The following is a 24,123-nucleotide window of genomic DNA, read 5'->3' on the forward strand; positions in this document are numbered from 1 at the left end:
CCACGCCGGGCTTGGCTGTCGTCAAGACAGCGCGCGTGCCGGCCAGTTGCGGTGGGTGTCGAAGCCTTCGCCGTCCAAAAGCGCCGCTGTCTCGAAAAGCGGCAAGCCGACGATGTTGGAATAGGAACCGGTCATCTTGACGACAAACGCACCGGCCAGTCCCTGCACGCCATAACCGCCGGCCTTGCCGCGCCATTCGCCCGAAGCGACATAGCGGTCGATTTCGATGCGCGGCAGGCGCTTGAAGCGCACGCGCGTCTCCACCAGCCGCTGGCGCTGCTTTCCGGAGGGCGTGATCAGGCAGACGCCGGTGTAGACCCGGTGCGAGCGACCCGACAGCAATTGCAGGCAGAACGCGGCGTCTTCGCTGGTTTCCGCCTTGGGCAGGATACGGCGGCCGACCGCCACTACTGTGTCGGCGGCCAGCACATAGCCGCGCTCGAGCTCGGCTTCGTCCTGCAGCAGGGTGAAAGCCTTTTCCGCCTTTTCCTTCGACAGCCGCTTGGCCAGCGAGCGCGGGTGTTCGGCACGCTGCGGCGTTTCGTCGATATCGGCCGGCAGGATGCGGTCGGGCTCGATGCCGGCCTGTTGCAGGAGCTCGATCCGCCGAGGCGATCCCGAGGCCAGCACGAGCTTGTGCGAACTGCTCATCGCGTATCCAGCCGGAGGCCTGTTACTTGAAGCGATAGGTGATGCGGCCCTTGGTCAGGTCGTATGGCGTCATTTCGACCAGGACCTTGTCGCCCGTCAGAACGCGGATGCGGTTCTTGCGCATGCGGCCGGCGGTGTGGGCAATGATTTCGTGTTCGTTTTCGAGCTTCACGCGGAACATCGCATTGGGCAACAATTCTGTCACCACACCCGGAAACTCGAGGACTTCTTCCTTCGGCATTCGATACCTTTGGTTTGGATGGATTCCCGGCTGCCGGGCCGGAATTGGCGCGGAACCTATATGATTATCGCCCCTTTGTGAACACGCTTAATCGGCTTGCCGCCCGTGAGGCGTAGCAGGCCTATCCGCTTCGTTTCGCAAACGGCAGGGGGCTTGCAAGCTCAAGATGTCCGGTACTCGAAAAGCCGGGCCATTGGCTTGTCGTGGCCCGTGGCTACCGCTCGTCAGCCACGCCAGTGCAACACGCAAACCAGCGTGAACAACCGCCTAGCCGTGTCGAAATCGATCTCGATCTTGCCGGTCAGCCGGTCCATCAGCGTTTGCGAACCCTCATTGTGCAGGCCGCGCCTGCCCATGTCGATCGCCTCGATATGGCTCGGCGTCGAGGAGCGGATGGCGTCGTAGTAGCTTTCGCAGATCAGGTAGTAGTCCTTGACGATGCGCCGGAACGGCGTCAGCGACAGGATATGGGCGACGACATCCGAACCGTCCTGGCGGCTGATGGCGAAGATCAGCCGCGATTCGGCAAGCGACAGCTTGAGCTTGTACGGGCCGCCGCCATCGTCGTTGACCGGGCGGAAACTGTTTTCTTCGATCAGGTCGAAGATCGCCACGGCGCGTTCATGTTCGACGTCGGGGGTCGAGCGGCCGATCGTTTCGTCGAGTTCGACGTCGATCAGCCTCGCATTGGTTGCCTCGGCTCCCGACATGCTCGCCTACATGTTCAACCGGATGGAAACGGAGCGGCCATGCGCGTCGAGCCCTTCCGCCTTGGCCAGCGTAATGGCTGCCGGCGCCAGTTGCCGCAACTGTTCGGGGCCGAGCTTCAGCACCGAGGTGCGCTTGACGAAATCAAGCACCGACAGGCCGGATGAGAAGCGTGCCGAGCGCGCGGTGGGCAGAACATGGTTGGAGCCGCCGACATAGTCGCCGATGACTTCCGGCGTATGGCGGCCGAGGAATACGGCGCCCGCGTTGCGGATCTTTTTGAGGAATGCTTCGGGATCGGCGACCGCCAGTTCGACATGTTCCGCCGCGATGCGGTCGACAAGCGCCGGCGCCTCGTCGAGCGAGCCCACGATGATGACGGCGCCGAAGTCGCGCCAGCTCTCGGCGGCGTTCTGCGGCCTGGGCAAGGTCTTGAGCTGCGCCGCGACCGCCTGCTCCACATCGGCGGCAAGCCCCTCGTCGTCGGTGATCAGGATCGACTGTGCGCCCATGCCGTGTTCGGCCTGGGCCAGCAGGTCCGCGGCCAGCCATTGCGGATCGTTGTCGCGGTCGGCCACCACCAGCACTTCGGAAGGACCGGCGATCGAATCGATGCCGACCTTGCCGAACACCTGTCGCTTGGCAACGGCGACAAAGGCGTTGCCCGGCCCGACGATCTTGACGACGGGGCTGATCGTGTCCGTTCCATAGGCCAGTGCGCCAACGGCCTGCGCGCCGCCGACCCGGTAGATTTCGGTCACGCCGGCAATGTCGGCCGCCACCAGCACCAGCGGGTTGATCTCGCCGCCGGTTGGCGGCACCACCATGACGATGCGCCCGACGCCGGCAACCTTCGCCGGCACGGCATTCATCAGCACCGAGCTCGGATAGCTGGCAAGGCCGCCGGGAACATAGAGCCCGACCGATTCCACCGCGGTCCAGCGCGAGCCGAGCTCGACGCCGATCGCGTCGGTATAGCGGTCATCCTTCGGCATCTGCCGCTGGTGGTGCGAAAAGATGCGGTCGCGCGCCAGCTTCAGCGCATCGATGGTCTCGGGGTCGGCCTGCCGGTAGGCGGCGGCGATATCGTCCGGACCGACGGCGATGCCGATGCGATTGAGATCGGCCCGGTCGAACTTCAGCGTCAGCTCTTTCAGCGCGGCATCGCCGCGTGCCCGCACGTCGGCGATGATCTGGCGAACGACCAGGTCGACCTCGGGCGAATCCTCGCGCTTGGTGGAGAGGAAGGCGGCGAAGCGCTGTTCGAAATCGGCGGCGGAAGAACGCAGGGTCACGGCCATCGGTCAGCCCCTGTGCGCCGGGCGCGAAGAGGCTTGCCAGGCACCGCCGAGGTCGGCCAGCCGGGCCTCGACGCATTCGACTTCCAGCATGATGGTGCCACCACCGGAGAAGATCAGTTCGACGATGCCGGCCGGTGCCGTAATCGGCACGAAGCTGATGGCGAGCAGCGACAGCACTTCCTGCGGCTTGTCGCGCGCGATGCCGCTGGTCTTGGCCGCCAGCACCCGGTCGAAATGCAGCACGCTTTGCCGGCGTTCGTTGTGCTTGCGGAACAGCCCCTTTTTCACCTCCCAGGCGAAACGGTTCATCGGCAGCACGAAACGCTTGGCGGCCGGCAGATATTCGAGGTCGGCGACCTTCATCACGGCGTCCTGTGTATGGGCCGAGATGATGTTGAGGTCTTCGTCGTCGAGCGCGACCAGTTTCAGAGCGTTCATGCGGATTCCGCACCTGCGAAGGTTTTGTCGTTCAACCTTCTGTTAGGCGGTCTTTCCGGCGCGCGCAACCGGGGAGGCAGTCGGCAATCGGCAGTAGGCAGTCGGGATTAAAAGATCGGGGATTTGTCGGTGGCGATAAACAGCAAGTCCCATCGCCACCGTCGGCGGTATAACCGGCTAGACAGCCGATCAGCGTTTGCGACGCAGCTTCGACTGCCGACTGCCGACTGCCGACTGCCGACTGCCGACTGCCGACTGCCGACTGCCGACTGCCGACTGCCGACTGCCGACTGCCGATTCGCTTAGCCGCTGATCCGCTCGATCACCGCGCCGCAGCCGGAGAGCTTGTCTTCAAGCCGCTCGAAGCCGCGGTCGAGATGGTAGATGCGGTTGACCGTCGTTTCGCCTTCGGCGGCGAGCCCCGCGATGACCAGCGACACCGAAGCGCGCAGGTCGGTCGCCATCACCGGCGCGCCCTTGAGCTTGGAAACGCCTTCGACGATCGCCGTCTGGCCGGAGAGGTGGATACGCGCGCCGAGACGGGCCAGCTCCTGCACATGCATGAAGCGGTTCTCGAAGATGGTCTCGGTGATATGCGATTTGCCCTTGGCCTTAGTCATCAGGCCCATGAACTGCGCCTGCAGGTCGGTCGGGAAGCCGGGGAAGGGTTCCGTGGTCACGTCGACCGGCGAGATGCCGGCGCCGTTGCGCTTGACGCGGATGCCTTCGTTGGTCGGCGTGATTTCGGCACCGGTCTGGCTGATCACGTCGAGCGCGGTCTGCAACAGGTCCGGCTGCGCGCCCTGCAGCAGCACGTCGCCGCCGGTCATCGCCACCGCCATCGCATAGGTGCCGGTCTCGATGCGGTCGGGAATGACGCGGATGCTGGCGCCCGAAAGCTGGTCGACGCCATCGATGGTGATCGTGGGCGTGCCGGCACCGTGGATTTTCGCGCCCATGGCGTTCAGGCATTCGGCGAGATTGACCACTTCCGGCTCGCAGGCGGCGTTTTCCAGCACCGTTTCGCCGCGCGCGAGCGAGGCCGCCATCATCAGCACATGGGTGGCGCCCACTGAAACCTTCGGGAAGACGTAGCGGTTGCCTTTCAGCCGGTTGTGGGCCTTGGCCACGACATAGCCGTTGTCGACATCGATATCGGCGCCCAGCGCCTGCAGGCCATCGATGAACAGGTCGACAGGCCTGGTGCCGATGGCGCAGCCGCCGGGCAGCGAGACGCGGGCCACGCCCATGCGCGCCAAAAGCGGGCCGATCACCCAGAACGAGGCGCGCATCTTGGACACCAGCTCATAGGGGGCAACCGTGTCGACGATGTCGCGGGCGGTGAAGTTGATGGTGCGCGAATAGCCGCCGCCATTGCCGTTCTGATGGTCGCGCTTGCCGTTGACCGAATAGTCGACGCCGTGGTTGCCGAGGATGCGGGTCAGCTGCTCGACGTCGGCCAGATGCGGCACGTTCTCGAGCGTCAGCGTTTCGCTGGTCATCAGCGAGGCGATCATCAAGGGCAGCGCGGCGTTCTTGGCGCCCGAGATGGGGATGGTACCGGCGAGCTCGCGGCCGCCGACGATCCTGATGCGATCCATGAAAGAGTGTCCCTCGGCCGATTTGTCGGCTTTTCATCGGTTGCGTGTTGGGCGCCGTCTAAACCATTGGTCGACCCGGTTCAAGAAATAGGATTTCGCTGCAAGCCGGCGCAAGAGCGGCCCGCTCCCCCCGCTTGCCTACTCCCGGTCCTTCTGCGTCTTCGACGCGGACAAGCCCTCCGGCCGCGCATCGGCCTCGCCGGTGCGGCGTGAGCGTGTCTGTGCCTTGCGCTTCTGCAAATTTGCGCGCAATGCATCCGCCAGCCTGGTCTTGCGGTCGCTCGGCTGCTGCTTTGGCTTGGTCGTGTCCGTCATCGTCTCCAGTCCCCGGAATGGATAACCGACATTGTGGCGCGGCCATGTCGGAGCGTCTCTTGGAAATAGCTGTCATACACAACTTGCGCTTGGCGATTCATTGTGGCAGAAGGCGCCGCATTCAAGGCGCTGCCGTAGCTCAGTGGTAGAGCACTCCCTTGGTAAGGGAGAGGTCGAGAGTTCAATCCTCTCTGGCAGCACCATTCCATCTCCTTGATAGACAACAGCTATCTGACTTTCTTGGTCTTTTGCCGCCCTTCCGGTGCACGGGGTGGTACAGCTGAGCTTGAGAATGCCCGGACCTTGGTTGCTCTCGACGACGGGCGCCCATGCAGATTTGGTTGCGTTGGTGCGTATCTCCGACAACGAGTTTCCACAGATCTGAAAGGCGAAGCTCTGCCCGAACGGAGGCTGATACCCGTGAATCGCCCCTCAAGTCTGTGACAGTGAACGAGTTCGTCAAGGTCAGTTTGGAAACGAGGGTCCCCAACGAGACTAAGAGGCGGTTCCGTGAGGCCGATAATCTCACGCCAGACACCCGCAATTCAATCAAAGGGATGATCGTCGAAAATTGAGTGCCCAATCGTGTAGCCGCCGCACCGCATGGTTTTTTCGAATGTCCGGCCAAATTGGGGTGACCGCCCTGCTATTTCAGGGGCGTTGCGAATTGATCGAGAGCCGTGTCACCGATACAGGGCGACGACAGCAAAGACCGCCCCCAGCGGCAGTAGCTGCATCAGCAATTCAATCATCGTCACAAATCCTCGTACCTCATAGGGCGGCAACCTGGCGATCGCGCCCGCGCACCGGTCGAGCATTGAAAAGGCCTCTATGCGAGGAATCGATAGAGAGCCACCAGAACAACCAAAGCGACAATCGGAGCGACAAGGCTCATTTGCGAACCGTCAGTGAACGGTGTCAGCCAGGTCGTCATTGAGTTCTGGAATGCCGGGCAGCGGGCGTGCCTTCTCGAATGCAAGGCGTTTCGACCACGGATCGAACCACTCCACGTTGTTGACTTCAACGTCGCGGCTCTCTTCATCCTCGTCCTTCTTTATTTCTTCCATTGCTTGCATGCCCCTCTGCGCAAAGTCGTCCACATACAAACGCACAAGCCGCAAGTCATCCCCCGTTTGGGGGATCGTCCTGCTTGGGCCGCCGCTACGAAATGGAAGATGCTCTGGTCGAGAGGGTAATGTTTTTAGAACGGAAGCGCACGCGCAACATCTTGTTTCTGCCGCGTAAATTTCCATTCGTATCTCGCCAGTGCCGTCGGTTCGCCGTGCCGTTTGCAAATTTGCGATGCGCCCAGTCCAGCCGGGATATATATTCGAGATCGCGGGAGTTGGGGGCAAGGCATATGCAGTCTGGCAATCTTGATGCGTCGGATCATGAACTGATCGGACGGATTTACGAGGCGGCCGCGATACCGAGCCTTTGGGGTGGCAAAGGTGTCCTGGACCTTCTCGCCCAGGCAGGCGAGTGCACCGATGCCGCGCTGTTTGCGGTAGACAGCAAGGGGCTCAATGGTTGGTCTTCCAATGAGCGCTGTGTCGAAAAGATGCAGATCTACATCCGCGACAATTGGGTGGCGCGCAATCCATATATCGAGTCGGCGGAACGTCGCGCTCGCTTCGATGAGCCTCGTTTCGTGCTGGATACCGAGGTGATGCCGGCTGAAGAAATGGCGCGGCACCCCTATTATCTGAATTTCATGAAACCACACGGCGTCTACTGGCACACCGGCACCAATATCATTTCGCCGACCGGGGATACTCTCAAGATTTCGGTGCACCGGAGCTTCGATTCCGGTCCGCTAAGAAAGGAAGTGGCGATGCGCTTGACTGCGCTTCGCCCGCACATAGCGCGTGCTGCGCTTCTTACGGCTCGTCTCCGTTTTGAGCAGGTCCGCGCCGCCGTCGAGGCCTTTGATGTCATAGGGTTGCCGACCGCGGCTGTCCGTCGCGGCAGGTTGGCAATGGCAAACAGAGGCTTCGAGAAATTATTGCCGCGGGTGGTGCAAGACCGCCATTCCAGGCTGACCTTCTCGCAAGTGGCGGCGGATGCCTGTTGGCGCAAAATCCTGGAGGGACCGAGTGACCGGGGTGGCACCTTCCCGATTGCGGCCATCGACGAACATCCAACGATGGTGGTGCATGTGCTTCCGATTGTCGGAGCCAGTCGAGATATCTTCAATGTGGCTGACATGCTGCTGGTCATAACGTCGGCTGCCGAGGACGTTGGTGTCGACCCCAGGATCATGGAGGGCCTGTTCGATCTGACGGCAGCAGAGGCCGCAATCGCGCGCGATTTAACCCTTGGCAAGACGATCAATGAAATCGCGGACCTACGGGGGGTCGCAAATGGCACCGTGCGTTCGCAGGTCCGTTCGATCTTCGAGAAGACGGGTACGCATCGGCAGGTGGATTTGGTGAGGCTTCTGACCGGTGTGAGGACGGTTCTCGCCTTGAAAGCCGGTCTTGATCACATGTCCGGCCTCAATGATGAGCCCGGTTCGAGAAAAGAAAAGAAGTAAGCACAGAACCTCCAGCAAGCAGCAATTGCAAGCTGAAGGCTGATTGGATTGCGTTTCGCTTATTGCGGTTCGAAAGGCCGCACACGCCGCGCTCAGATCGTTCACGTGCTGTCTCAGGCACTTTCCGGCCTTGGCCTGGGTTGTGCCGGTGAACACAGTCCGTCCTGATCATTGTGGCATGGTGCCCGCGCGGAGCCGCAACGGGTTTCATTGGTGGCTGAAGAGGCCCCCCAACGCGCGCCGAAATCCCACCAGATTCGCGTCGATATCGCCGACGATCGAGCCCCATCACCCGACGAGTGCTCCCATGCTTGGGACGTTGATTACGGATTATGTCACCCGAACGGAGGATGCCAAATGGGTTCATTTAAGGGATAGCTCGAAAGTCATCGTCGCTCGCGGGCACGGCCAGCTGGCGAGAATCTCTTTTGTCGTTGGCTGGAGACGGCTAGGATACAGCAGGCAAGTCGATGTTGAGGGGCTTCGGTTTCAGCCTTCAAAAGTTGGATCGGCACCTGGAGGTTGAGCGACCCGAACGCTGGAAGCGCTGAAAGCCGCGATCAATAGCCTCGTCTCGCCTGGATCGCGGCGCGCTCTAGTCCACCGTGAACGAATACGTCGCGCCGATGCCGAAGGTGAACTGGTTGCGCGAGCCTAGGTCTTTCACGATCGGGCTGTTGGCGGCATCGCCGACCAGATAGTCGAACCGTTCGTAGAGCGTCGTCGTCCATTCCTTCGACCAGACATAGCTCTGCGCCACCGACAGGCCGACGCTGGCGATGCCGCCCTTCGGGTCATAGGCCGCAACCGTGCCGTTGCGGATGGCCGCCTCCGGCGAGACGCCGTATTTGATACCCATCACCTTGTCGTCGGCCAGCACCAGCCGCGGGCCGCCGGAGAGCGTCAGCGCACCGTAGTTTTGCACATAGTCGGCCATCAGGTCGGCGCTGAAGCCGTCATTGTTGCGCAGCCCGTGGCGCAGTTCGCCGCGCAGGCGCAACTGGTCCTCGACCGGCCAGAATTCGGCGAAGGCGCCGACTTCCACGGTCCAGGGATAGGTGTCGAGCCCGTTCAACCGGCCGCCCTCGCTCGAACGGCCGGAACGCAGGCTGGCGACGGGACCAATTGCAAAACGTTTGCCGGTGAAGAAGGTGATGTCGAAATTGTCGTCCGGCGCCGAGAAGCTCTCGCGCTCGGAAGCGCGGCGGAACGAGATCGACGGCATGCCGCCCAGCCCGTAGCGCGAGGAGCCGTCCCATCTCGGGCTGACCGTCGCCATGCCGCCGATGCTGATGATCCAAGGATCGTTGGAAGCGAGCGGTTTTTCGGCCACGCTGTCGGCCGCGCGGGCTGGAAGCGCCAGTACGACAAGCGAGACGGCAACGCCGCCTGCCAGCAAATCAAGGGCAAGCGGACCACGCCCCTTGCGGTCTCGTCGGGAAAAGCAACGCAAAACGAACCTCACTTCGCAGTCTTGGCGATCTTGATACCAAGTTTTTTGATCCGATGCCAAAGGCTCCGTTCGGCGATGCCCAACCTTTCCGCTGCCTTCACTTGGATGCCGTCGGTTTCCTGCAGCGCGGCCAGGATGAAGTCGCGCTCGATGCGTTCCAGTTCGCCGTCGAGATCGGCGGGCAGCGCGGCGCTGGCGGCCGGCTGGCGCCTGGTGCGCGTCACATAGCCCGGCAGGTCTTGCGGGCCAACGACGTTGCGGGCGGCCACGATCGTTGCTCGTTCCACCGCGTTCTGCAGTTCCCTGATGTTGCCGGGCCATTGGTAGGTGGCAAGCGCGGCCTCTGCCTCCGGCGCGAAGCCGGTGATCTTCTTGTTCATCTCGGCGGAGAAATGCGCCAGGAAATGCGTCGCGATCGGCAGGATGTCGCCGGCGCGCTCGCGCAGCGACGGCACGCGGATGGGATAGACCGCCAGCCGGTAATAGAGATCCTCGCGGAAATCGTTGGCCTGCATGGCAGCTTCCAGGTCGCGGTGGGTGGCGGTGATGATGCGCACGTCGACCTTGACGCTGCGGTCGGAACCGACCGGCTCGAACACCTGGTCCTGCAGCACCCTCAAAAGCTTGGGTTGCAGCGAAAGTGGCAGGTCGCCGATTTCGTCCAGGAACAGCGTGCCGCCATTGGCGGTGACGAAGCGACCGTCGCGGGCGGCCACCGCACCGGTGAAGGCGCCCTTGGCATGCCCGAACAGTTCGCTCTCGAGCAGGTTTTCAGGGATGGCCGAGCAGTTCATGGCAATGAACGGGCCGTCGCTGCGCGGGCTGTTGAAATGGATGGCGCGGGCGACCAGTTCCTTGCCGGTGCCGCTTTCGCCCTGGATGAGCACTGTGGCGCGGCTGGCGCACACTTCGGTGATCTGCCGCAGCACCTCGCCGAAGGCCGGGCTGGAGCCGATCAGGTTGCCGAAGGAGTATTTCTCTTCCAGTTCGGCGCGCAGGCGCCGGTTCTCGTTGACGATCTGGGTGAGTTGCAGCGCGCGCCTGGCGGTGGCGATGACGTCGTCGATCTCGAACGGTTTGGAAATATAGTCGAAGGCGCCTTCCTTGACCAAGGCGACGGCATCGCGCAGCGAGGCATAGGCCGTCATCACCACCACCGGCATGTCGGGGCGCCTGCGCCGCAATTCCTGCAACAGGTCGCGGCCGCCGCGACCCGGCATTCTGAGGTCGGTAATGACGAGGCCGAATTCGCCCTGTTCCAGTCGCTGCAGCGCGCTGGTGGCATCGGTCACGAAATCGCTGGAAAGGCCGCCGCCTTCGAGCGCCAGCGCCAGTGTTTCCGCCAGGCGGGGCTCATCGTCAACGACCAGTATCGAGCTCGGCATAGGCGATCTTCTTCTGCTTCAGCGGCAAGCGTATCACGATGCTGGTGCCGTTCTCCAATGCACTGGTGCAGGTGATGGCGCCACCGTGATGTTCGATCACGGAGAGCACCTTGGCGAGGCCGAGGCCCGTGCCTTTCGTCTTGGTGGTGAAGAACGGATCGAACATGCGATGCACCACATCCGGTTCCATGCCGATACCGGTGTCGGCAACGGTCAGCACGGCTTCGGTCGTTTCCTGGTCAGCCTCGACCTTGACGGTCAGCGCGCCGCCCTCGGGCATGGCCTCCATGGCGTTGAGGACCAGGTTGATGATCACTTGGTGGATCTGGTCGGCATCGGCATCCACCGCAATGTGGTCGGCGAGTTCGACATTGGCGGTGATGTTGCGCTTTTCCAGTTCCGGCATCATGAAATCGATCGCCTTGCGCACGATCCCGTCCAGGAGCGCAAGCCGCATGGTCGGGCGGTTCGGCCGCACATAGTCGAGCACTTCGGTGACGAGGCGATCGATACGGCCGACCTCGTCGAGCACGAAGCCGAGCAGCCGCTCGTCCGGCGGAGCCAGATAGGTGCGCTGGGCCACCAGCTGGCTCGACGTCTTGATGATGCCGAGCGGGTTCCTGATTTCATGGGCGATCACCGCGGCCGCTTCACCGAGCGCCGCCAGCTGCTCGCGCCGCCGCATCTCGCCTTCCATCTGCCGCAGCCGCTCCAACTGGCGCGTCATGACGTTGAAGCCGCTCGTCACTTCCTCGATTTCCGGACCGCCGTTTTCCGGCAGCTGCAGGCGATAATTGCCCGAAGCGACCTCGCGCAGGCCGCGCTTCAGCGTCTGCAGCGGGATCGTAAGCCGGCGTGCAAGCACAACGCCGACGGTAATCGACAGGCTGGACGCGATCAACGCCAGGATGGTGAACAGCCGCCAGTCGATCAGCTGTTCGAAGACCGGTCGTTTGGCGGTGAGGCCGAAGGTGACCAGGCCGACCAGCCGGCCGCCATCGTCCCGGATCGGCCCGTAGCCGGTCGCCAGCCCGCCGCCGGTCGTATCCGGCACCACGGTGTAGTTGTCGCCCCGGTTCAGTGGCGCCAGCACTTCGTCCGACACCGTCAGCGGCTGGCCGAGCCCCTGGCGGACCAGCGGCAGCATGGAGTTCCCCTGCAGCCGGTAGGCATGGATGACGATTGCCGTCTTGGCGCGCGGCACAGAGAAGAAGGAGTCGTCGAGCAGATTGGCGACCAGAACATGCAGCACCTGCCCGTCGCGCTCGAGCATGCGCGCGGCACCGACCAGCAGGGCCGGGCGCCCTTCCTTTTGTGCTGTGAAGATCGAGCGCACCGAGGTGCGCGGCAGCGCAATGTCGAGCATCGCGGTGCCGAAGCGATAGAGCGTGTTGCCCTTGTCGTCATAGATCAGCACGAGATCGTAGCCGACCGAGGAGAGCAGGTCGGAATAGATGCGCAGCGGCGTGGAGTTCTCGTTCACCTCGCCGGCGAGCGCGCTGCCATGGGCGGGCAGCGATGCGGCGATGATGGCGGCGGCGCGGTCCGCCTCGTCTTCGCTCGACATCGTTTCGCTGACCAGGAAGTCTGCGGCGCGGCCAAGCAGGCGCTCGACATTGTGCTTGAACGTGGCCGAGATCAGCGCGGCGGCGACATAGGACGCGATCAGCACCGGCGGCACCGACACCGCCAGGAAGGCGACCACAAGGCGCCAGCGCAGGGTGAGCTTGCTCAGCACTGTGCGCTTCTCCGTGGTCGCGGCATCGTCGTCATGGCTGCTGGGCCTTGGTCACGGTGTCGCAACGCTGGTCGGCGGGTAGCTGATGCCGCCGCCATGTGAACTGCTGGCCGAGCGCCTTGACGCCGAGATAGCCGGTAACGATGAGCTTGTCCGGCCCTGTCAGCGAAAGCGCGACATCGTAGGCGCTGCCTTCCTTGGGATCATAGATTTGCCCGTCATCCCAGCCGCCGGAGCCGTCCTGCGCCAGGCCGGTTATCACGCTGAGCCCGCAGATCGGCCGCTGGCGCAGTTTCGGATTGGGATTGTTGCGGTCGGTCAAAGGCGCGCCGTTGTCGTCGATCGGCGTCTTCAGCCACACGATATGACCGCACAATCTGTTGCCGCAGGGTGCGAATTCCACGACACCCTGGCCGTCATGGGTAAGCCATGTGGTGGCGATGGCATCGGCCGGCGCGGCATCGGCGCTTGTCGCCAGAAGGAACAGCCCGGCCGCCCAGCCAAGGGCCTGGAGAGCCGACGCGCGGCGATACGAGAGCTTGCGATCTGGTGCCGTCACGACGGTTTTCCTCTGCCAATCAGCACGACCCCGGAAATGATCAGCGCAATGCCTGCCGCCTGCGGCCAGGAGAGATGCTCGCCAAACAGGAGCATGCCCGCCGCCGGAACGGTGACATAGGTCAAAGCCGAAAGCGGAAACGCGCGCCCGAGATCCATACGCGCCAATATCAGCATCCAGAACACGAAAGTAAGGCCATAGAAGAAGACGGCCAGCCAGAGCGCCGGCGTCTCCAGCGCCGAAACGACCCAGGCTATGTCGAGCGTGCCGGCACCGATGCGCTCGCTCGCCCATTTGAAGGCGATTTGCGTCGCGGTGTCGACGACAATGAAGGCGGCGATGATGCCGCGCAGACTGGATTGGTTGGCCGTCGTCACGCTCATTGTCCGTCTTCCTTGGCCGGCCCCTTGGCGCGGTCGCGCGCTTTCGCATTTGCCTCGCGCAGGTCCGGGTCCCAGCGGTCGAAGGCGAGCCAGGGGGCGATTGCGGCAAGGCCGCGATTGAGCAGGCCGTTGGTGTGCTTCACATAGATCGCCGATGGTTCCAGCCGGCTGCCCATCCTGATCTTGGAGGCATAGGCGGTCTGGCCGGTCTGCAGCAGTGGTCGCCCGATCTCGCGGCAGAAGCTGAGGTTCTCCATCCAGCTCACGACATAAAGATTGTGATCGCGCGCCAGCGGATAGGCCATGCCCAGGAACTTGTCGACGACCCGGTCGACACCGACGAGAAGCAGGTTGAAGGCGGCGAGCCTGTCGCCGATCCAATAGAGCTGGAAAACGGCGTCCTTGCCCAGGCGGCGCGACACCTCCTCGAAATAGCGGCTAGGCAATTCCTCGAAATCGCCATAGCGCAGCTGGCTGTTTTCCTGGGTGGAACGGTAGAGGGCCGCGATTTCGCTTTCCAGGCCGGTAATGTCCGTGCGCCGCTCAACGCGCACCGCATCGCGCGTCTTCAGTTTGCGCTTCACGTCCTTGCGGGTCGCTGCGGAAAGCCGCGCCAGATAGGCGTCTTCGTTCTCACACACCTCGGCAACCGCGACGGGCAGGCTGGTCAGCCGCGCGAAACCCTTGCCGGCAAGCAGGCCGCCGATCAGCGCTTCTTCAGGCGGCGCGACGTCCTTGAAGGCGATCAGCGCAGCCTTGCGCTTGCGCGCCTCTGCCTCCACCGTCTCGATCAGTGTGGCGAGGGCTTCGACGCGCTTGTCCGCCGACAGCCTGTCGGCCAGCAGGAGATGGCAATGGTCGACCATCGGCGAGCCGACACCGAGCAGGCCAAGCGCGAAGATGCCGGGGAACTGGTCGGCCAGCCGTCCGGCCCAGGCGCCGAGCTTGCCCTGGAACGGCGTGTCGAGGCGATAGGACAGCGAAAACAGCGGCGCAGCGGCAAGCAGTTCGCGGTCGTCGCGCTCCACGACGACGGCCTGCGGGGCCGTGCCGTCGACCGCCGCGGCGGTCTCGAATGCCGCGTGATAGTGGACGCCTTCGGCATTGGCGCGGCTGAGCTCGGGCCAAGAGGCCGGATCGAGCGAAGACAGGCCCGCCCGGATCGTGCCGCTCGCCGCGCCAGCGTCAGGCGACGACCTGAAGGCGCTCATGTTCATGCGATCCAGACCGTTGATGCAGTTGCGCCACGCTGTCGACGAAGGCGGCTGCCTTGGCGATGACCAACCGCCTTTGGCGGTCGAGCGTGACCAGGTGGTAGCTGTCGTCGAGTACGAGCGATTCGACCGTGCCGCCGAGATGGCGCTGGAAATACTCCATGTTCGACAGGCTGGCTATGTCGTCCTCGCGGGCATGCACCACGAAGGTCGGCTGGCGCAGGTCCGGCAGTTCCGGCTTCAACGCGTCGACCAGTCGCCACAGTTCGCGCAGCGCCAGCGCCGGCGTCGCCGCCAGGCCCGCCGAAGTCGAGTCGCCGGAGAACATCGACTGCGCCAGCACCATGCGCAGCCGCTCGTCCTTCAGGCCGTAGGGCTCCTGTTCGACGAAACGATATTTGCGGCCGCTCGGCGTGTTGATGAACAGTTTGAGCAAGAAGCGATACCAGGGGATCGACCAGCCATCGTACCAGAGTGTCGGTGCGAACATCACCAGCCCCTGCACGCGCTGCGGCTGGCGCGCGGCGAGCATGGCGGCCAGCACGGCGCCCATCGACAGGCCACCCACCAGCACGACACGGCAGCGCTGCTCCAGGGTCGTGAGTGCGTCCTCGGCGCTGGCATACCAATCCTTCCAGCTCGTCGCGGTCAGGTCCGCCTCCGTGCCGCAATGGCCGGCAAGGGTCGGGCACAGCACCGTCGAGCCGCGCTCGGCGAAGTTGCGCGCCACATTGTTCATTTCTATTGGCGTGCCGCCCAGCCCGTGCAGCAGAAGCACGCCGACGTCCCCGCGCGGCAGGAAGATGCTGCGGTCCTTGGTTCTCAGTTTTGTGGTGGTTTCAACCATCAGATCGTACCTGCGACTAGAATGACGCCTGCCGTGATGAGCAGCGCGCCGAACCATTGAGAGGGACCGGTCTCTTCACCCAGCCACAGCCGCCCGGCGAGCGTGATGGCGAGGATGTTGAGACTGGCGAGGGGAAAGGCGATGCCGAGCGGCGCGAGCGCGAGGATGCGCACCCAGATGATGAACTCGGCGACATAGATGATGAGCCCGAGGCCGACCCAGCGGTCGCTGAACAGCGCGCGGGCAAAGGGCCGCCAGCTCTGGGCGGAGAATTCGGGCAGGGTGTCGGCGCCGAACTTGAAGGCGATCTGGCCCGCCACGTCGCAGACGATCGACAGCACGAAGAGGACGATCAGCTCGGTGCTCAGCATGCCAGCACCTGTTCAAGGCTGTTCACGATGCGCGCGTTGGCGGCATCGTTGACGGCGGCCATCGCCGCGTCGAATTTCGGCTGGCGCGGATGGTCGAGCTTGGCCAGCGTATAACGGAACGGGTCGCGGAAGAGCGGCGGCGAATAATCGCCGCAGACATCGACGCCGAGAACGCGCCGCTTTTCGGCCAGGCGCTCGATCGCGTAGAGGACCTGATCGAGCCGCATCGCGCCCTGGTCCCAATTGGTCACGGCTTCGTCGGTGGCCAGCACGTCCTTGTCGAAGGTGATCCAGATCGCCTCGGGTCCGAGCCGGGCGATCAGGTCTTCGACGAAGGCTTCCCAGTCCTCGTCGGCCAGATTGCGCCAGACAAGCTGCTTGGCGAAGCCGTCGCCGCTAGTGGTGGAGCCGGGGGAATCGACCGCCGCGCCCAGAAGCCTGGTCGACGGCACCCGCCAGGCATACATTTCCAGCCGGCCGTCGCGGATCGCATCGAGATTGGCGGACTTCATCTGCGGCAGCACGAGGTCGGTGCTGGTCGGTCCGATGGTGATGACACGGCGAACATTGCGGCGCTCCAGCGCCCGGTTGACCCAGCCGCCGCAGTTGGAGGTCGCCGGAAAGGTCACCCAGTCGGGATGGTTGTCGAACTGGATCACCGTGACCGGCTTCTCGACGCGAGCGAGAAACAGGTCGGCGACATGATGGAAGTCGCCCGACCCGTAGAAGATCAGTTCCGGCTCGTCGGCCGGGCGCGGGCCGATCCGGTTGCCGAGCTCGCGCAACGCGTCCCTGGCCGCAACGATGCGCAGCCGGGGCGCGAGGTCCCCGGCTGGCACGATGTCGGCTGGTTCCGATCGGGAGGGGGCTCGATGGAAACCCTGGTCCGTCACGGCGCCGTCGAGATCGACGATGCGCACACGCACTCAATCACCCCTTGGTTACGCGGGTGAACAGCTGGTCGAGCAGCGCCAGCGCCAGATCGATTTCGGCGTGGCTGATGGTCAGCGACGGCGCCAGCGTGATGACGTTCTTGTAGTAGCCGCCAATGTCGAGCACGAGGCCATAGCGCTGGCCGTCATGCGTCAGGTCACCCTTCAGCGCCTCGTCCACCATGCGGTCGACCAGCGCCTTCGACGGCGTGTAGCTGTCATGCGGCTCGCAGATTTCGATGCGCAGCGCCAGCCCAAGGCCATCCACTTCGCCGACGATCTTGTGGCGACGCTTCAGCTCCTCCAGACCGCGCAGGAAATAGGCGCCCTTTTCCGGCACCGTCGTCTCGTAGTCGTCCTCGGCCATCATCTTCATGGCTTCCAGCGCGACAGCGGTGCCGAGCGGGTTGGCGTTGAAGGTCGAGTGGGTCGAGCCCGGCGGGAAGGCGGTCGGGTTGATCAGCTCCTCGCGCGCCCAGACGCCCGACAGCGGGTTGAGGCCGTTGGTCAGCGCCTTGCCGAAGACGACGACGTCCGGATTGACGCCGAAATGCTCGATCGACCACAGCTTGCCGGTACGGTAGAAACCCATCTGGATCTCGTCCACCACCATCAGGATGTTGTGGCGGTCGAGCACCTTCTTCAGTTCGATGAAGAAGTTCTGCGGCGGAACGATGTAGCCGCCGGTGCCCTGCAGCGGCTCGATATAGAAGGCCGCATATTCGGCCTCGCCGGCCTTCGGGTCCCAGACGCCCTGATATTCGCTTTCGAACAGGCGCTCGAACTGGCGCACGCAATGCAGCCCGTATTCTTCCTTGTTCATGCCCTTCGGCGCGCGGAAGTGGTAGGGGAACGGCACGAACTGCGCGCGCTCGCCGAAATGGCCGTAGCGGCGCCGATAGCGGTAGGACGAGGTGATGGCCGAAGCGCCCAGCGTGCGGCCGTGGTAGCCGCCTTCGAAGGCGAACATCAGGCTCTTGCCCTTTGAGGCGTTGCGCACCAGCTTCAGCGAGTCCTCGATCGCCTGCGCGCCGCCGACATTGAAGTGGACGCGGCCCTTGAGGCCGAATTTCTGCTCGGCGTCGCGCGCGATCAGCGCGGCCAGCTCGATTTTCTCGCGGTGCAGATATTGGCTGGCCACCTGCGGCAGCCGATCGATCTGGCGCTTCAGCGCATTGTTGAGACGCTGGTTGGCGTAGCCGAAATTGACAGCCGAATACCACATCTGCAGATCGAGGAACGGCGTGCCGGCCGCATCGAACATGTAGGAGCCTTCGCAACGGTCGAAGATCTTCGGAAAGTCGGTGTAGTGCACGGTGTCGCCATGCGAGCAATAGGTGGCCTCGAGGGCCAGCAGCTCGGCCTCGTCGAGGGCAGGTTCGGAATCGTTCCCGGCAGCGAGCCGGAATGCGGCATTGGTAGGCATGAACAGATCCTTGTCAGGTCACAGAAGTTGGGCCGACTGGACGGTCTGGACGTTGGCCAGCCAGTCGGAGAAGAGCACCGGCAGGTCGGCAAACGTGCCGAATGCGCGATGGGTGATGCCGTTGGTACGGCAATGGTCGGCGAGCTTGCCCTTCGCGAACACCATGTCGGAGATGGAGGCGGCGCAGAAATCGGAACGGCCGTCGCCGATCAGCACGCGCAAGGCGCTGTCGGGCGCCCGGTCGAAGGTGGCGCATTTGCAATGCGCGGAGTTGGCGCGGCAATTGTCGGAAGCATGCGGGCAGTCCAGCCGCCAGCGGTCGCCGCCGGTGGCGGCAAGGCCATTGGCCAGGACCGGCAGTTCAAGCCCGTAGCCCTTCAAGGCGTGGGCGATGACACGGTCGAGCCCGTCGGAAACGATGGTGACCTTGATGCCGCTTTCCTGCAGCGCTTCCACGAACGGCACGAAGCCGGGGTCGATCTGGAGACAGTTGGCGAACAGGTCGAGCATCACCGGCTCGACGCGCAGGAGGTCGACCTGCCTGGACATGCATTCGCGCGAGCCGATGGTGCCGCGCTCCCAGGCGGCCTCGACCGTGCGCCACGCCGGTTCGGCGAATTGCGCAAGCAGAAGGTCGGTTGTGTCTTCCAGCGAGATGGTGCCGTCGAAATCGATGAAGCACTCAATGCCGGGGAGGGGAAGAAGATCGATACTGGCCATGCTGCAACGCAGCAAGCAAGGTGCGTGCCAATCTCAAAAACGCTAGTGGAATCAGTGGATGTGCCCGCGTGAGGGTCGGGAATTTCCTCCAAAAATTGGAGGAACCCTTGGCGAAAGAGGATGGTGGGCCTTGTCGGGCGGCGTTTCCACAGGGTATTTGCAGGGGGTATTATGCGGATCGCCCCTAAGGGCGTTTCGCGGAAACCGATAGGGTCCCGGGCCGCGCCGTCATACTCGAAACGAACCGTGGGCAGGCGGTCCGTTCGAAAACATGCTCGAACAATTGTATGTTTGGTGAGCGATTGCGCATTTTCGAAAAGCCTGCGACACTGGCGCCGATACATTTGAAATGAAGTGCCAGCCATGAGCGCCCGCTCGGAAACCAGCAATCCCAGGCTTGACGACGCCGCGCGCGCCGGTTGGCTGTATTATGTGGCCGGCAACACGCAGGACCAGATCGCGACCAAGCTCGGCATTTCGCGCCAGACGGCGCAGCGGCTGGTGTCGCTGGCGATGTCGGAGGGGCTGATCAAGGTCAGGGTGGATCACCCCATCGCCAATTGCCTCGACCTCGCCGCCAGGCTGCAGCAACGCTTTGCGCTGGATCTGGTCGAGGTCACGCCGAGCGATCCCGATTCTACCTCCTCGACCATCGGTGTCGCCCAGGCCGCGGCTGTGGAAATCGAAAAATGGCTGCGCAAGCCGGAGCCGGTGATCATGGCGATCGGCACCGGCCGCACGCTGAAGGCGGCGATCGAGCAACTGCCGCCGATGGAGTGCCCGCAGCACAAGGTGGTCTCTTTGACCGGCAACATCTCGCCGGACGGTTCGGCCGCCTTCTACAACGTCATCTTCACCATGGCCGACACCATCAAGGCGCGCTCCTTCCCGATGCCGCTGCCGGCCATCGCCTCGTCACCGGACGAGCGAAAAATGCTGCACAGTCAACCGCTTATCCAGCCAACGCTGGCGCTTGCGGCGCAGGCCGACGTCACCTTTGTCGGCGTTGGCGACCTTGGCCCGAAGGCGCCGCTGCTGGAGGACGGCTTCATCACCGAGACCGAACTCAAGGCACTGCAGCGGGCGGGCGCCGTCGGCGAGATCGTCGGCTGGGCCTTCGACCGCGACGGCCGGCTGATCGACGGCATCACCAATGACCGCGTGGCTTCCGCCCCGCTGCCGTCGCGCGAGCGGTCGCTGGTGGTGGCGCTGGCCATGGGCGAGCGCAAGCTGCCCGGCATCCTGGCCGCCGTGACGCGACGGCTGGTCAACGGCCTGATCACCGACGAACGCACGGCGGAAGGCCTGCTGACCGCCGGCGGCTAGCGCCGCGCCGGAATGCCGGTGGGCGGGCGTTGCGCCCGTGCCAGACCGCCCAAAGTGGAGAGAAGCGGCGTGCCGCGCTCCCGGGCAAATAATTTCGGACAAGAATAACAACGGCTTGGCGTCCGAGCGCCGCCAAGCCGGCCCGGAATTTATTCACGCCGGGTCGTTTGGCGCCGAAAATGACCCGGTTCCGTTCATTCGACGGCGATTTTCGCGTCTGTTCCGCCATTTCCCTCTAGCTGCCCTCTGGATGCGCCGGGTGTTGCACCGCCCGACACCGACTTGCCGCATGCGCTGGAGCGGCTGCAGCCCCGGCGCCCGCATTCGCGCTTGACATAAATCCTGGAAGATGAATAATTGCCCATAGCTAAAGCAAATGCTCACTTTGGCCTTGGGAGGAAACCAATGAAACTGCGCACCCTCATCGTGGGGCTGTGTTCGGCGAGCGCGTTTGCGTTCGCCGCGCATGCCGAAACCATCACCATTGCGACCGTTAACAATGGCGACATGATCCGCATGCAGAAGCTGACGGACGACTTCACCGCCAAGAACCCGGACATCAAGCTGAACTGGGTGACCCTGGAGGAGAACGTGCTGCGCGAGCGCGTCACCACCGACATCGCCACCAAAGGCGGCCAGTATGACGTGATGACGATCGGCACCTATGAAGTGCCGATCTGGGCGAAGCAGAACTGGCTTCTGCCGCTCGACAAGCTCGGCGCCGATTACGACCAGAAGGACATCATCCCGGCGATCGCCGGCGGTCTCTCCGTCGACGGCAAGCTTTTTGCGGCTCCCTTCTACGGGGAGAGCTCCTTCGTCATGTACCGCAAGGACCTGATGGAGAAGGCGGGCTTGAAGATGCCCGACGCGCCGACCTGGAAATTCATCCGGGAAGCTGCTGACAAGATGACCGACAAGGCGACCGGCGTGAACGGCGTGTGCCTGCGCGGCAAGGCCGGCTGGGGCGAGAACATGGCATTCCTGACTGCCATGTCCAACTCCTTCGGCGCGCGCTGGTTCGACGAGAAGTGGAACCCGCAATTCGACCAGCCCGAATGGAAGCAGACGCTGCAGTTCTATGTCGACCTGATGAAGGCCGACGGGCCGGACGGCGCCTCGTCCAACGGCTTCAACGAGAACCTGGCGCTGTTCCAGCAGGGCAAGTGCGGCATGTGGATCGACGCCACGGTGGCGGCTTCCTTCGTGTCGGACCCCAAGAACTCGAAGGTCGCCGACAAGGTCGGTTATGCGCTGGCTCCCGATAACGGGCTCGGCAAGCGCGGCAACTGGCTGTGGGCGTGGTCGCTGGGCATTCCGGCCGGCACGCAGAAGGCGGCCGCGGCCGAGAAGTTCGTCGCCTGGGCGACCGGCAAGGGTTATCTCGACCTCGTCGCCAAGAAGGAAGGCTGGGCCAACGTGCCTCCCGGCACACGCAGCTCGCTCTACGCCAATGCCGAATATGAGAAGGCCGCGCCCTTCGCCAAGATGACGCTGGACTCGATCAATTCCGCCGATCCGACCAAGCCCACGGTCAAGCCGGTGCCTTATGTCGGCGTGCAGTTCGTGGCGATCCCCGAATTCCAGGGGCTCGGCACCACTGTCGGCCAGCTCTTCTCGGCGGCACTTGCCGGCCAGATGTCCGTGGACGATGCCTTGAAGCAGGCGCAAGATGCCGCCAAGGCGGCGATGACCGAAGGCGGCTACATCCAGTAAGGGCATCCTTCAGGTGCCCCGGGGCATCCTCCCGATGCCTTGGCCGTCCGGGTCTTCCCGGTCCGGACGGCCGCTTACAGGGCTCACCCTCTTGCGTGAGGGTAGGGCCAAAACGGAATCGAGCGGCAGCGAGGGTTTCCGCTGCGGGCTGGGACGACGTGGGGGCACGTCGGGATATCTCTCATCGCCTCGCTGCGCTCGACACTTCTCTCCGCGAAGAAGGGATCGACATCACGCCGCCCCTTCCCGTCGCGGGGAAAAGCGATCGCGCGGCGGCTGGTGATGCGGTGTCGAAAAGGCTGCTTGCCGCCGCAACGATGATCGATCGCGGCTTTTGGGAACCGGTTGGAGGAGGCCATGGCAACCAAACAGACCCGTACGCTTGCACGCTTCATGGCCGCGCCCTCGGTGCTGCTGTTGCTGATCTGGATGGCTGTACCGCTGGCGATCACGCTGTGGTTTTCCTTCCAGCAGTACAATCCGCTGAACCCTATCCGTGACGGCTTCATCGGGCTGTCGAATTACGCGTTGTTCTTCAACAACCCGGCCTTCTTCACCGCGATCCTCAACACGCTGATCCTCGTGATCGCCGTGCTTGCCATCACCATCATCGGCGGCATCCTGCTTGCGCTGCTGCTCGACCAGCCGATGTGGGGCCAGGGTTTTGTCCGCATCCTGGTGATCTCGCCGTTCTTCGTCATGCCGCCGGTGGCAGCACTGGTGTGGAAGAACATGATCATGCATCCGGGCTATGGCGTGTTCGCCGACATCGCCCGCTTCTTCGGCGCGCAGCCGATCGACTGGTTCGCGCAATACCCGCTGTTCTCGATCATCCTGATTGTCGCCTGGCAGTGGCTGCCTTTCGCCACGCTGATCCTGCTCACCTCGCTGCAGTCGCTGGACGGCGAGCAGAAGGAGGCGGCCGAAATGGACGGCGCCGGAGTTCTCTCTCGGTTCTGGTATCTGACGCTGCCGCATCTTTCGCGCGCCATGACGGTGGTGGTGCTGATCCAGACCATCTTCCTGCTCTCGGTCTATGCCGAGATCCTCGTCACAACCAATGGCGGGCCGGGCTATGCGTCGACCAATCTGCCCTTCCTCGTCTACCAGAAGGCCCTGCTCGAATACAAAATCGGCCAGGCGTCCGCCGGCGGCATCATCGCCGTCATCCTTGCCAACATCGTTGCCTTCTTCGCCATGCGCGCCGTCGGCAAGAACCTGGACAAGTGAAATGTTCGGTTTCGTTTCGCGGCTCGACTGCCCCTCACCCTTACCCTCTCCCCGTGAAAAACGGGGAGAGGGGGTCGCCAGCGTTGCGGCAAATCTCTCTTCTCCCCGTCCCTTACGGGGAGAAGAAGCCGGCAGGCAGATGAGGGGCAGCGCAATCGTTTCAGGATTGGAGATCTGACATGGCACGTGCCGTCACCAACCGGCAGAAGACCATCGCGACCATAGTTGCATGGGCCGTCGCGCTCGTGATCTTCTTCCCGATCCTCTACACCATCATCACCTCCTTCAAGTCGGAACAGGAGGCGATCCAGGGCTTCAGCCTGATCCCGTCGGGCACGCTGGAGAGCTATTCGGAAGTCCAGTCGCAGTACAACTACTTCAAGCCGTTCATGAATTCGGTGATCCTGTCGCTGGGCTCCACCGTGCTGGCGCTGCTGGTCGCCATTCCGGCCGCCTGGTCGATGGCCTTTTCGCCGACCAAGCGCACCAAGGACGTCTTGATGTGGATGCTGTCCACCAAGATGATGCCGGCGGTGGCGGTGCTGTTCCCGATCTACCTCATCTTCCGCAATCTCGGCCTGCTCGACTCGCGCATCGGCCTCACCGTCATGCTGATGCTGATCAACCTGCCGATCGTCATCTGGATGCTCTACACTTATTTTCGCGAAATTCCGGGCGAGATCCTGGAAGCCGCCCGCATGGACGGCGCCACGCTGTGGGGCGAGATCCTCTATGTGCTGACCCCGATGGCGGTGCCGGGCATCGCCTCCACCATGCTCTTGAACATCATCCTGGCGTGGAACGAGGCGTTCTGGACCATCCGGCTCACCACCACCAACGCCGCCCCGCTCACCGCCTTCATCTCGTCCTTCTCCAGCCCGCAAGGCCTGTTCTGGGCAAAACTGTCGGCGGCCTCGACGCTGGCGATCGCGCCGATCCTGATCATGGGCTGGTTCAGCCAGAAACAGCTGGTGCGCGGCCTGACCTTCGGCGCGGTGAAATGATGACGGCCACATATCGCACGGTCGGGCA

24 protein-coding genes and 1 tRNA gene are annotated in these 24,123 nt (G+C 63.4%); 6 read left to right on the forward strand and 19 right to left on the reverse strand.

Annotated features, from left to right (window positions below; translation table 11 throughout):
* Nucleotides 1-21 precede the first annotated feature (21 nt).
* From AB4136_RS22835 to AB4136_RS22865, 7 genes are all read right to left on the reverse strand, one after another.
* Entirely contained in the window at nt 22-651 is a 630-nt protein-coding gene (locus AB4136_RS22835; RefSeq protein WP_024926020.1) for a Maf-like protein, read from the reverse strand.
* A 22-nt stretch (nt 652-673) separates the two neighbouring features.
* Complete coding sequence (infA, locus tag AB4136_RS22840; protein WP_006200926.1) at nt 674-892, reverse strand: translation initiation factor IF-1; 219 nt, start codon at nt 890-892, stop codon at nt 674-676.
* 224 nt (nt 893-1,116) lie between these two features.
* Nucleotides 1,117-1,602 carry a UPF0262 family protein gene (locus tag AB4136_RS22845; protein ID WP_024926021.1) on the reverse strand — a complete coding sequence of 162 codons (486 nt, stop codon included), beginning with the start codon at nt 1,600-1,602 and terminating at the stop codon, nt 1,117-1,119.
* Nucleotides 1,603-1,608: 6 nt separating this feature from the next.
* On the reverse strand, nt 1,609-2,901 hold the full coding sequence (gene hisD / locus AB4136_RS22850) for a histidinol dehydrogenase (protein WP_024926022.1): 1,293 nt from the start codon (nt 2,899-2,901) through the stop codon (nt 1,609-1,611).
* Nucleotides 2,902-2,904: 3 nt separating this feature from the next.
* Nucleotides 2,905-3,339 carry a DUF2948 family protein gene (locus tag AB4136_RS22855; protein WP_024926023.1) on the reverse strand — a complete coding sequence of 145 codons (435 nt, stop codon included), beginning with the start codon at nt 3,337-3,339 and terminating at the stop codon, nt 2,905-2,907.
* A 302-nt stretch (nt 3,340-3,641) separates the two neighbouring features.
* Nucleotides 3,642-4,940, reverse strand: coding sequence for a UDP-N-acetylglucosamine 1-carboxyvinyltransferase (murA, locus tag AB4136_RS22860; protein ID WP_024926024.1), 1,299 nt, complete (start codon nt 4,938-4,940; stop codon nt 3,642-3,644).
* A gap of 138 nt (nt 4,941-5,078) precedes the next feature.
* Nucleotides 5,079-5,255: a hypothetical protein gene (locus tag AB4136_RS22865; RefSeq protein WP_162835301.1), complete on the reverse strand. Its 177-nt coding sequence runs from the start codon at nt 5,253-5,255 to the stop codon at nt 5,079-5,081.
* Nucleotides 5,256-5,383: 128 nt separating this feature from the next.
* Here AB4136_RS22865 and AB4136_RS22870 point away from each other — a divergent pair.
* Nucleotides 5,384-5,458: transfer RNA gene (locus AB4136_RS22870), tRNA-Thr, on the forward strand.
* Between the two features lie 702 nt (nt 5,459-6,160).
* Here AB4136_RS22870 and AB4136_RS22875 read toward each other — a convergent pair.
* Nucleotides 6,161-6,331 (reverse strand): hypothetical protein, encoded by a 171-nt coding sequence (locus tag AB4136_RS22875; protein WP_161773078.1) that lies wholly within the window; start codon nt 6,329-6,331, stop codon nt 6,161-6,163.
* Between the two features lie 74 nt (nt 6,332-6,405).
* Between AB4136_RS22875 and AB4136_RS22880 the strand changes: the two genes are divergently transcribed.
* On the forward strand, nt 6,406-7,791 hold the full coding sequence (locus AB4136_RS22880; protein WP_244431216.1) for a helix-turn-helix transcriptional regulator: 1,386 nt from the start codon (nt 6,406-6,408) through the stop codon (nt 7,789-7,791).
* A 595-nt stretch (nt 7,792-8,386) separates the two neighbouring features.
* On the opposite strand, the gene AB4136_RS22885 is transcribed toward AB4136_RS22880, so the two are convergent.
* From AB4136_RS22885 to AB4136_RS22935, 11 genes are read right to left on the reverse strand one after another with little or no spacing between them, the layout of a single operon-like run.
* A complete protein-coding gene (locus tag AB4136_RS22885; protein ID WP_137900263.1) occupies nt 8,387-9,244 on the reverse strand; it encodes a MipA/OmpV family protein in 858 nt (285 codons plus the stop codon).
* A gap of 8 nt (nt 9,245-9,252) precedes the next feature.
* A complete protein-coding gene (locus AB4136_RS22890; RefSeq protein ID WP_024926027.1) occupies nt 9,253-10,629 on the reverse strand; it encodes a sigma-54-dependent transcriptional regulator in 1,377 nt (458 codons plus the stop codon).
* Complete coding sequence (locus tag AB4136_RS22895; RefSeq protein WP_024926028.1) at nt 10,604-12,367, reverse strand: sensor histidine kinase; 1,764 nt, start codon at nt 12,365-12,367, stop codon at nt 10,604-10,606. The genes AB4136_RS22890 and AB4136_RS22895 overlap by 26 nt, the downstream gene beginning before the upstream one ends.
* Nucleotides 12,368-12,398: 31 nt before the next feature.
* Nucleotides 12,399-12,926 carry a DUF2147 domain-containing protein gene (locus AB4136_RS22900; RefSeq protein ID WP_024926029.1) on the reverse strand — a complete coding sequence of 176 codons (528 nt, stop codon included), beginning with the start codon at nt 12,924-12,926 and terminating at the stop codon, nt 12,399-12,401.
* Nucleotides 12,923-13,309 carry a DMT family transporter gene (locus AB4136_RS22905; RefSeq protein ID WP_024926030.1) on the reverse strand — a complete coding sequence of 129 codons (387 nt, stop codon included), beginning with the start codon at nt 13,307-13,309 and terminating at the stop codon, nt 12,923-12,925. Before AB4136_RS22905 ends, AB4136_RS22900 begins: the two co-directional genes overlap by 4 nt.
* On the reverse strand, nt 13,306-14,520 hold the full coding sequence (locus tag AB4136_RS22910; RefSeq protein ID WP_024926031.1) for a GNAT family N-acetyltransferase: 1,215 nt from the start codon (nt 14,518-14,520) through the stop codon (nt 13,306-13,308). The genes AB4136_RS22905 and AB4136_RS22910 overlap by 4 nt, the downstream gene beginning before the upstream one ends.
* Nucleotides 14,495-15,370 (reverse strand): alpha/beta hydrolase, encoded by an 876-nt coding sequence (locus tag AB4136_RS22915; protein ID WP_024926032.1) that lies wholly within the window; start codon nt 15,368-15,370, stop codon nt 14,495-14,497. Before AB4136_RS22915 ends, AB4136_RS22910 begins: the two co-directional genes overlap by 26 nt.
* Complete coding sequence (locus AB4136_RS22920) at nt 15,370-15,741, reverse strand: hypothetical protein (protein WP_051504845.1); 372 nt, start codon at nt 15,739-15,741, stop codon at nt 15,370-15,372. The genes AB4136_RS22915 and AB4136_RS22920 overlap by 1 nt, the downstream gene beginning before the upstream one ends.
* Nucleotides 15,735-16,667 carry a hypothetical protein gene (locus AB4136_RS22925; protein WP_051515440.1) on the reverse strand — a complete coding sequence of 311 codons (933 nt, stop codon included), beginning with the start codon at nt 16,665-16,667 and terminating at the stop codon, nt 15,735-15,737. Before AB4136_RS22925 ends, AB4136_RS22920 begins: the two co-directional genes overlap by 7 nt.
* A 4-nt stretch (nt 16,668-16,671) precedes the next feature.
* Nucleotides 16,672-18,099, reverse strand: coding sequence for an aminotransferase class III-fold pyridoxal phosphate-dependent enzyme (locus tag AB4136_RS22930; protein ID WP_137900261.1), 1,428 nt, complete (start codon nt 18,097-18,099; stop codon nt 16,672-16,674).
* An 18-nt stretch (nt 18,100-18,117) separates the two neighbouring features.
* Nucleotides 18,118-18,819: an MtnX-like HAD-IB family phosphatase gene (locus AB4136_RS22935; RefSeq protein WP_137900260.1), complete on the reverse strand. Its 702-nt coding sequence runs from the start codon at nt 18,817-18,819 to the stop codon at nt 18,118-18,120.
* Nucleotides 18,820-19,182: 363 nt separating this feature from the next.
* Here AB4136_RS22935 and AB4136_RS22940 point away from each other — a divergent pair, with 363 nt between their 5' ends.
* From AB4136_RS22940 to AB4136_RS22955, 4 genes are all read left to right on the forward strand, one after another.
* Nucleotides 19,183-20,145: a sugar-binding transcriptional regulator gene (locus AB4136_RS22940; RefSeq protein WP_024926037.1), complete on the forward strand. Its 963-nt coding sequence runs from the start codon at nt 19,183-19,185 to the stop codon at nt 20,143-20,145.
* A 405-nt stretch (nt 20,146-20,550) separates the two neighbouring features.
* Complete coding sequence (locus AB4136_RS22945) at nt 20,551-21,861, forward strand: ABC transporter substrate-binding protein (protein ID WP_024926038.1); 1,311 nt, start codon at nt 20,551-20,553, stop codon at nt 21,859-21,861.
* A 357-nt stretch (nt 21,862-22,218) separates the two neighbouring features.
* Entirely contained in the window at nt 22,219-23,091 is an 873-nt protein-coding gene (locus AB4136_RS22950) for a carbohydrate ABC transporter permease (protein ID WP_024926039.1), read from the forward strand.
* A 179-nt stretch (nt 23,092-23,270) separates the two neighbouring features.
* The gene (locus AB4136_RS22955) at nt 23,271-24,095 is read left to right on the forward strand and encodes a carbohydrate ABC transporter permease (RefSeq protein WP_024926040.1); all 825 of its coding nucleotides are present in this window, start codon (nt 23,271-23,273) and stop codon (nt 24,093-24,095) included.
* Nucleotides 24,096-24,123 lie beyond the last annotated feature (28 nt).

The sequence above is a fragment of the Mesorhizobium sp. 2RAF21 genome (assembly GCF_052115345.1).
Lineage (GTDB): Bacteria > Pseudomonadota > Alphaproteobacteria > Rhizobiales > Rhizobiaceae > Mesorhizobium > Mesorhizobium terrae.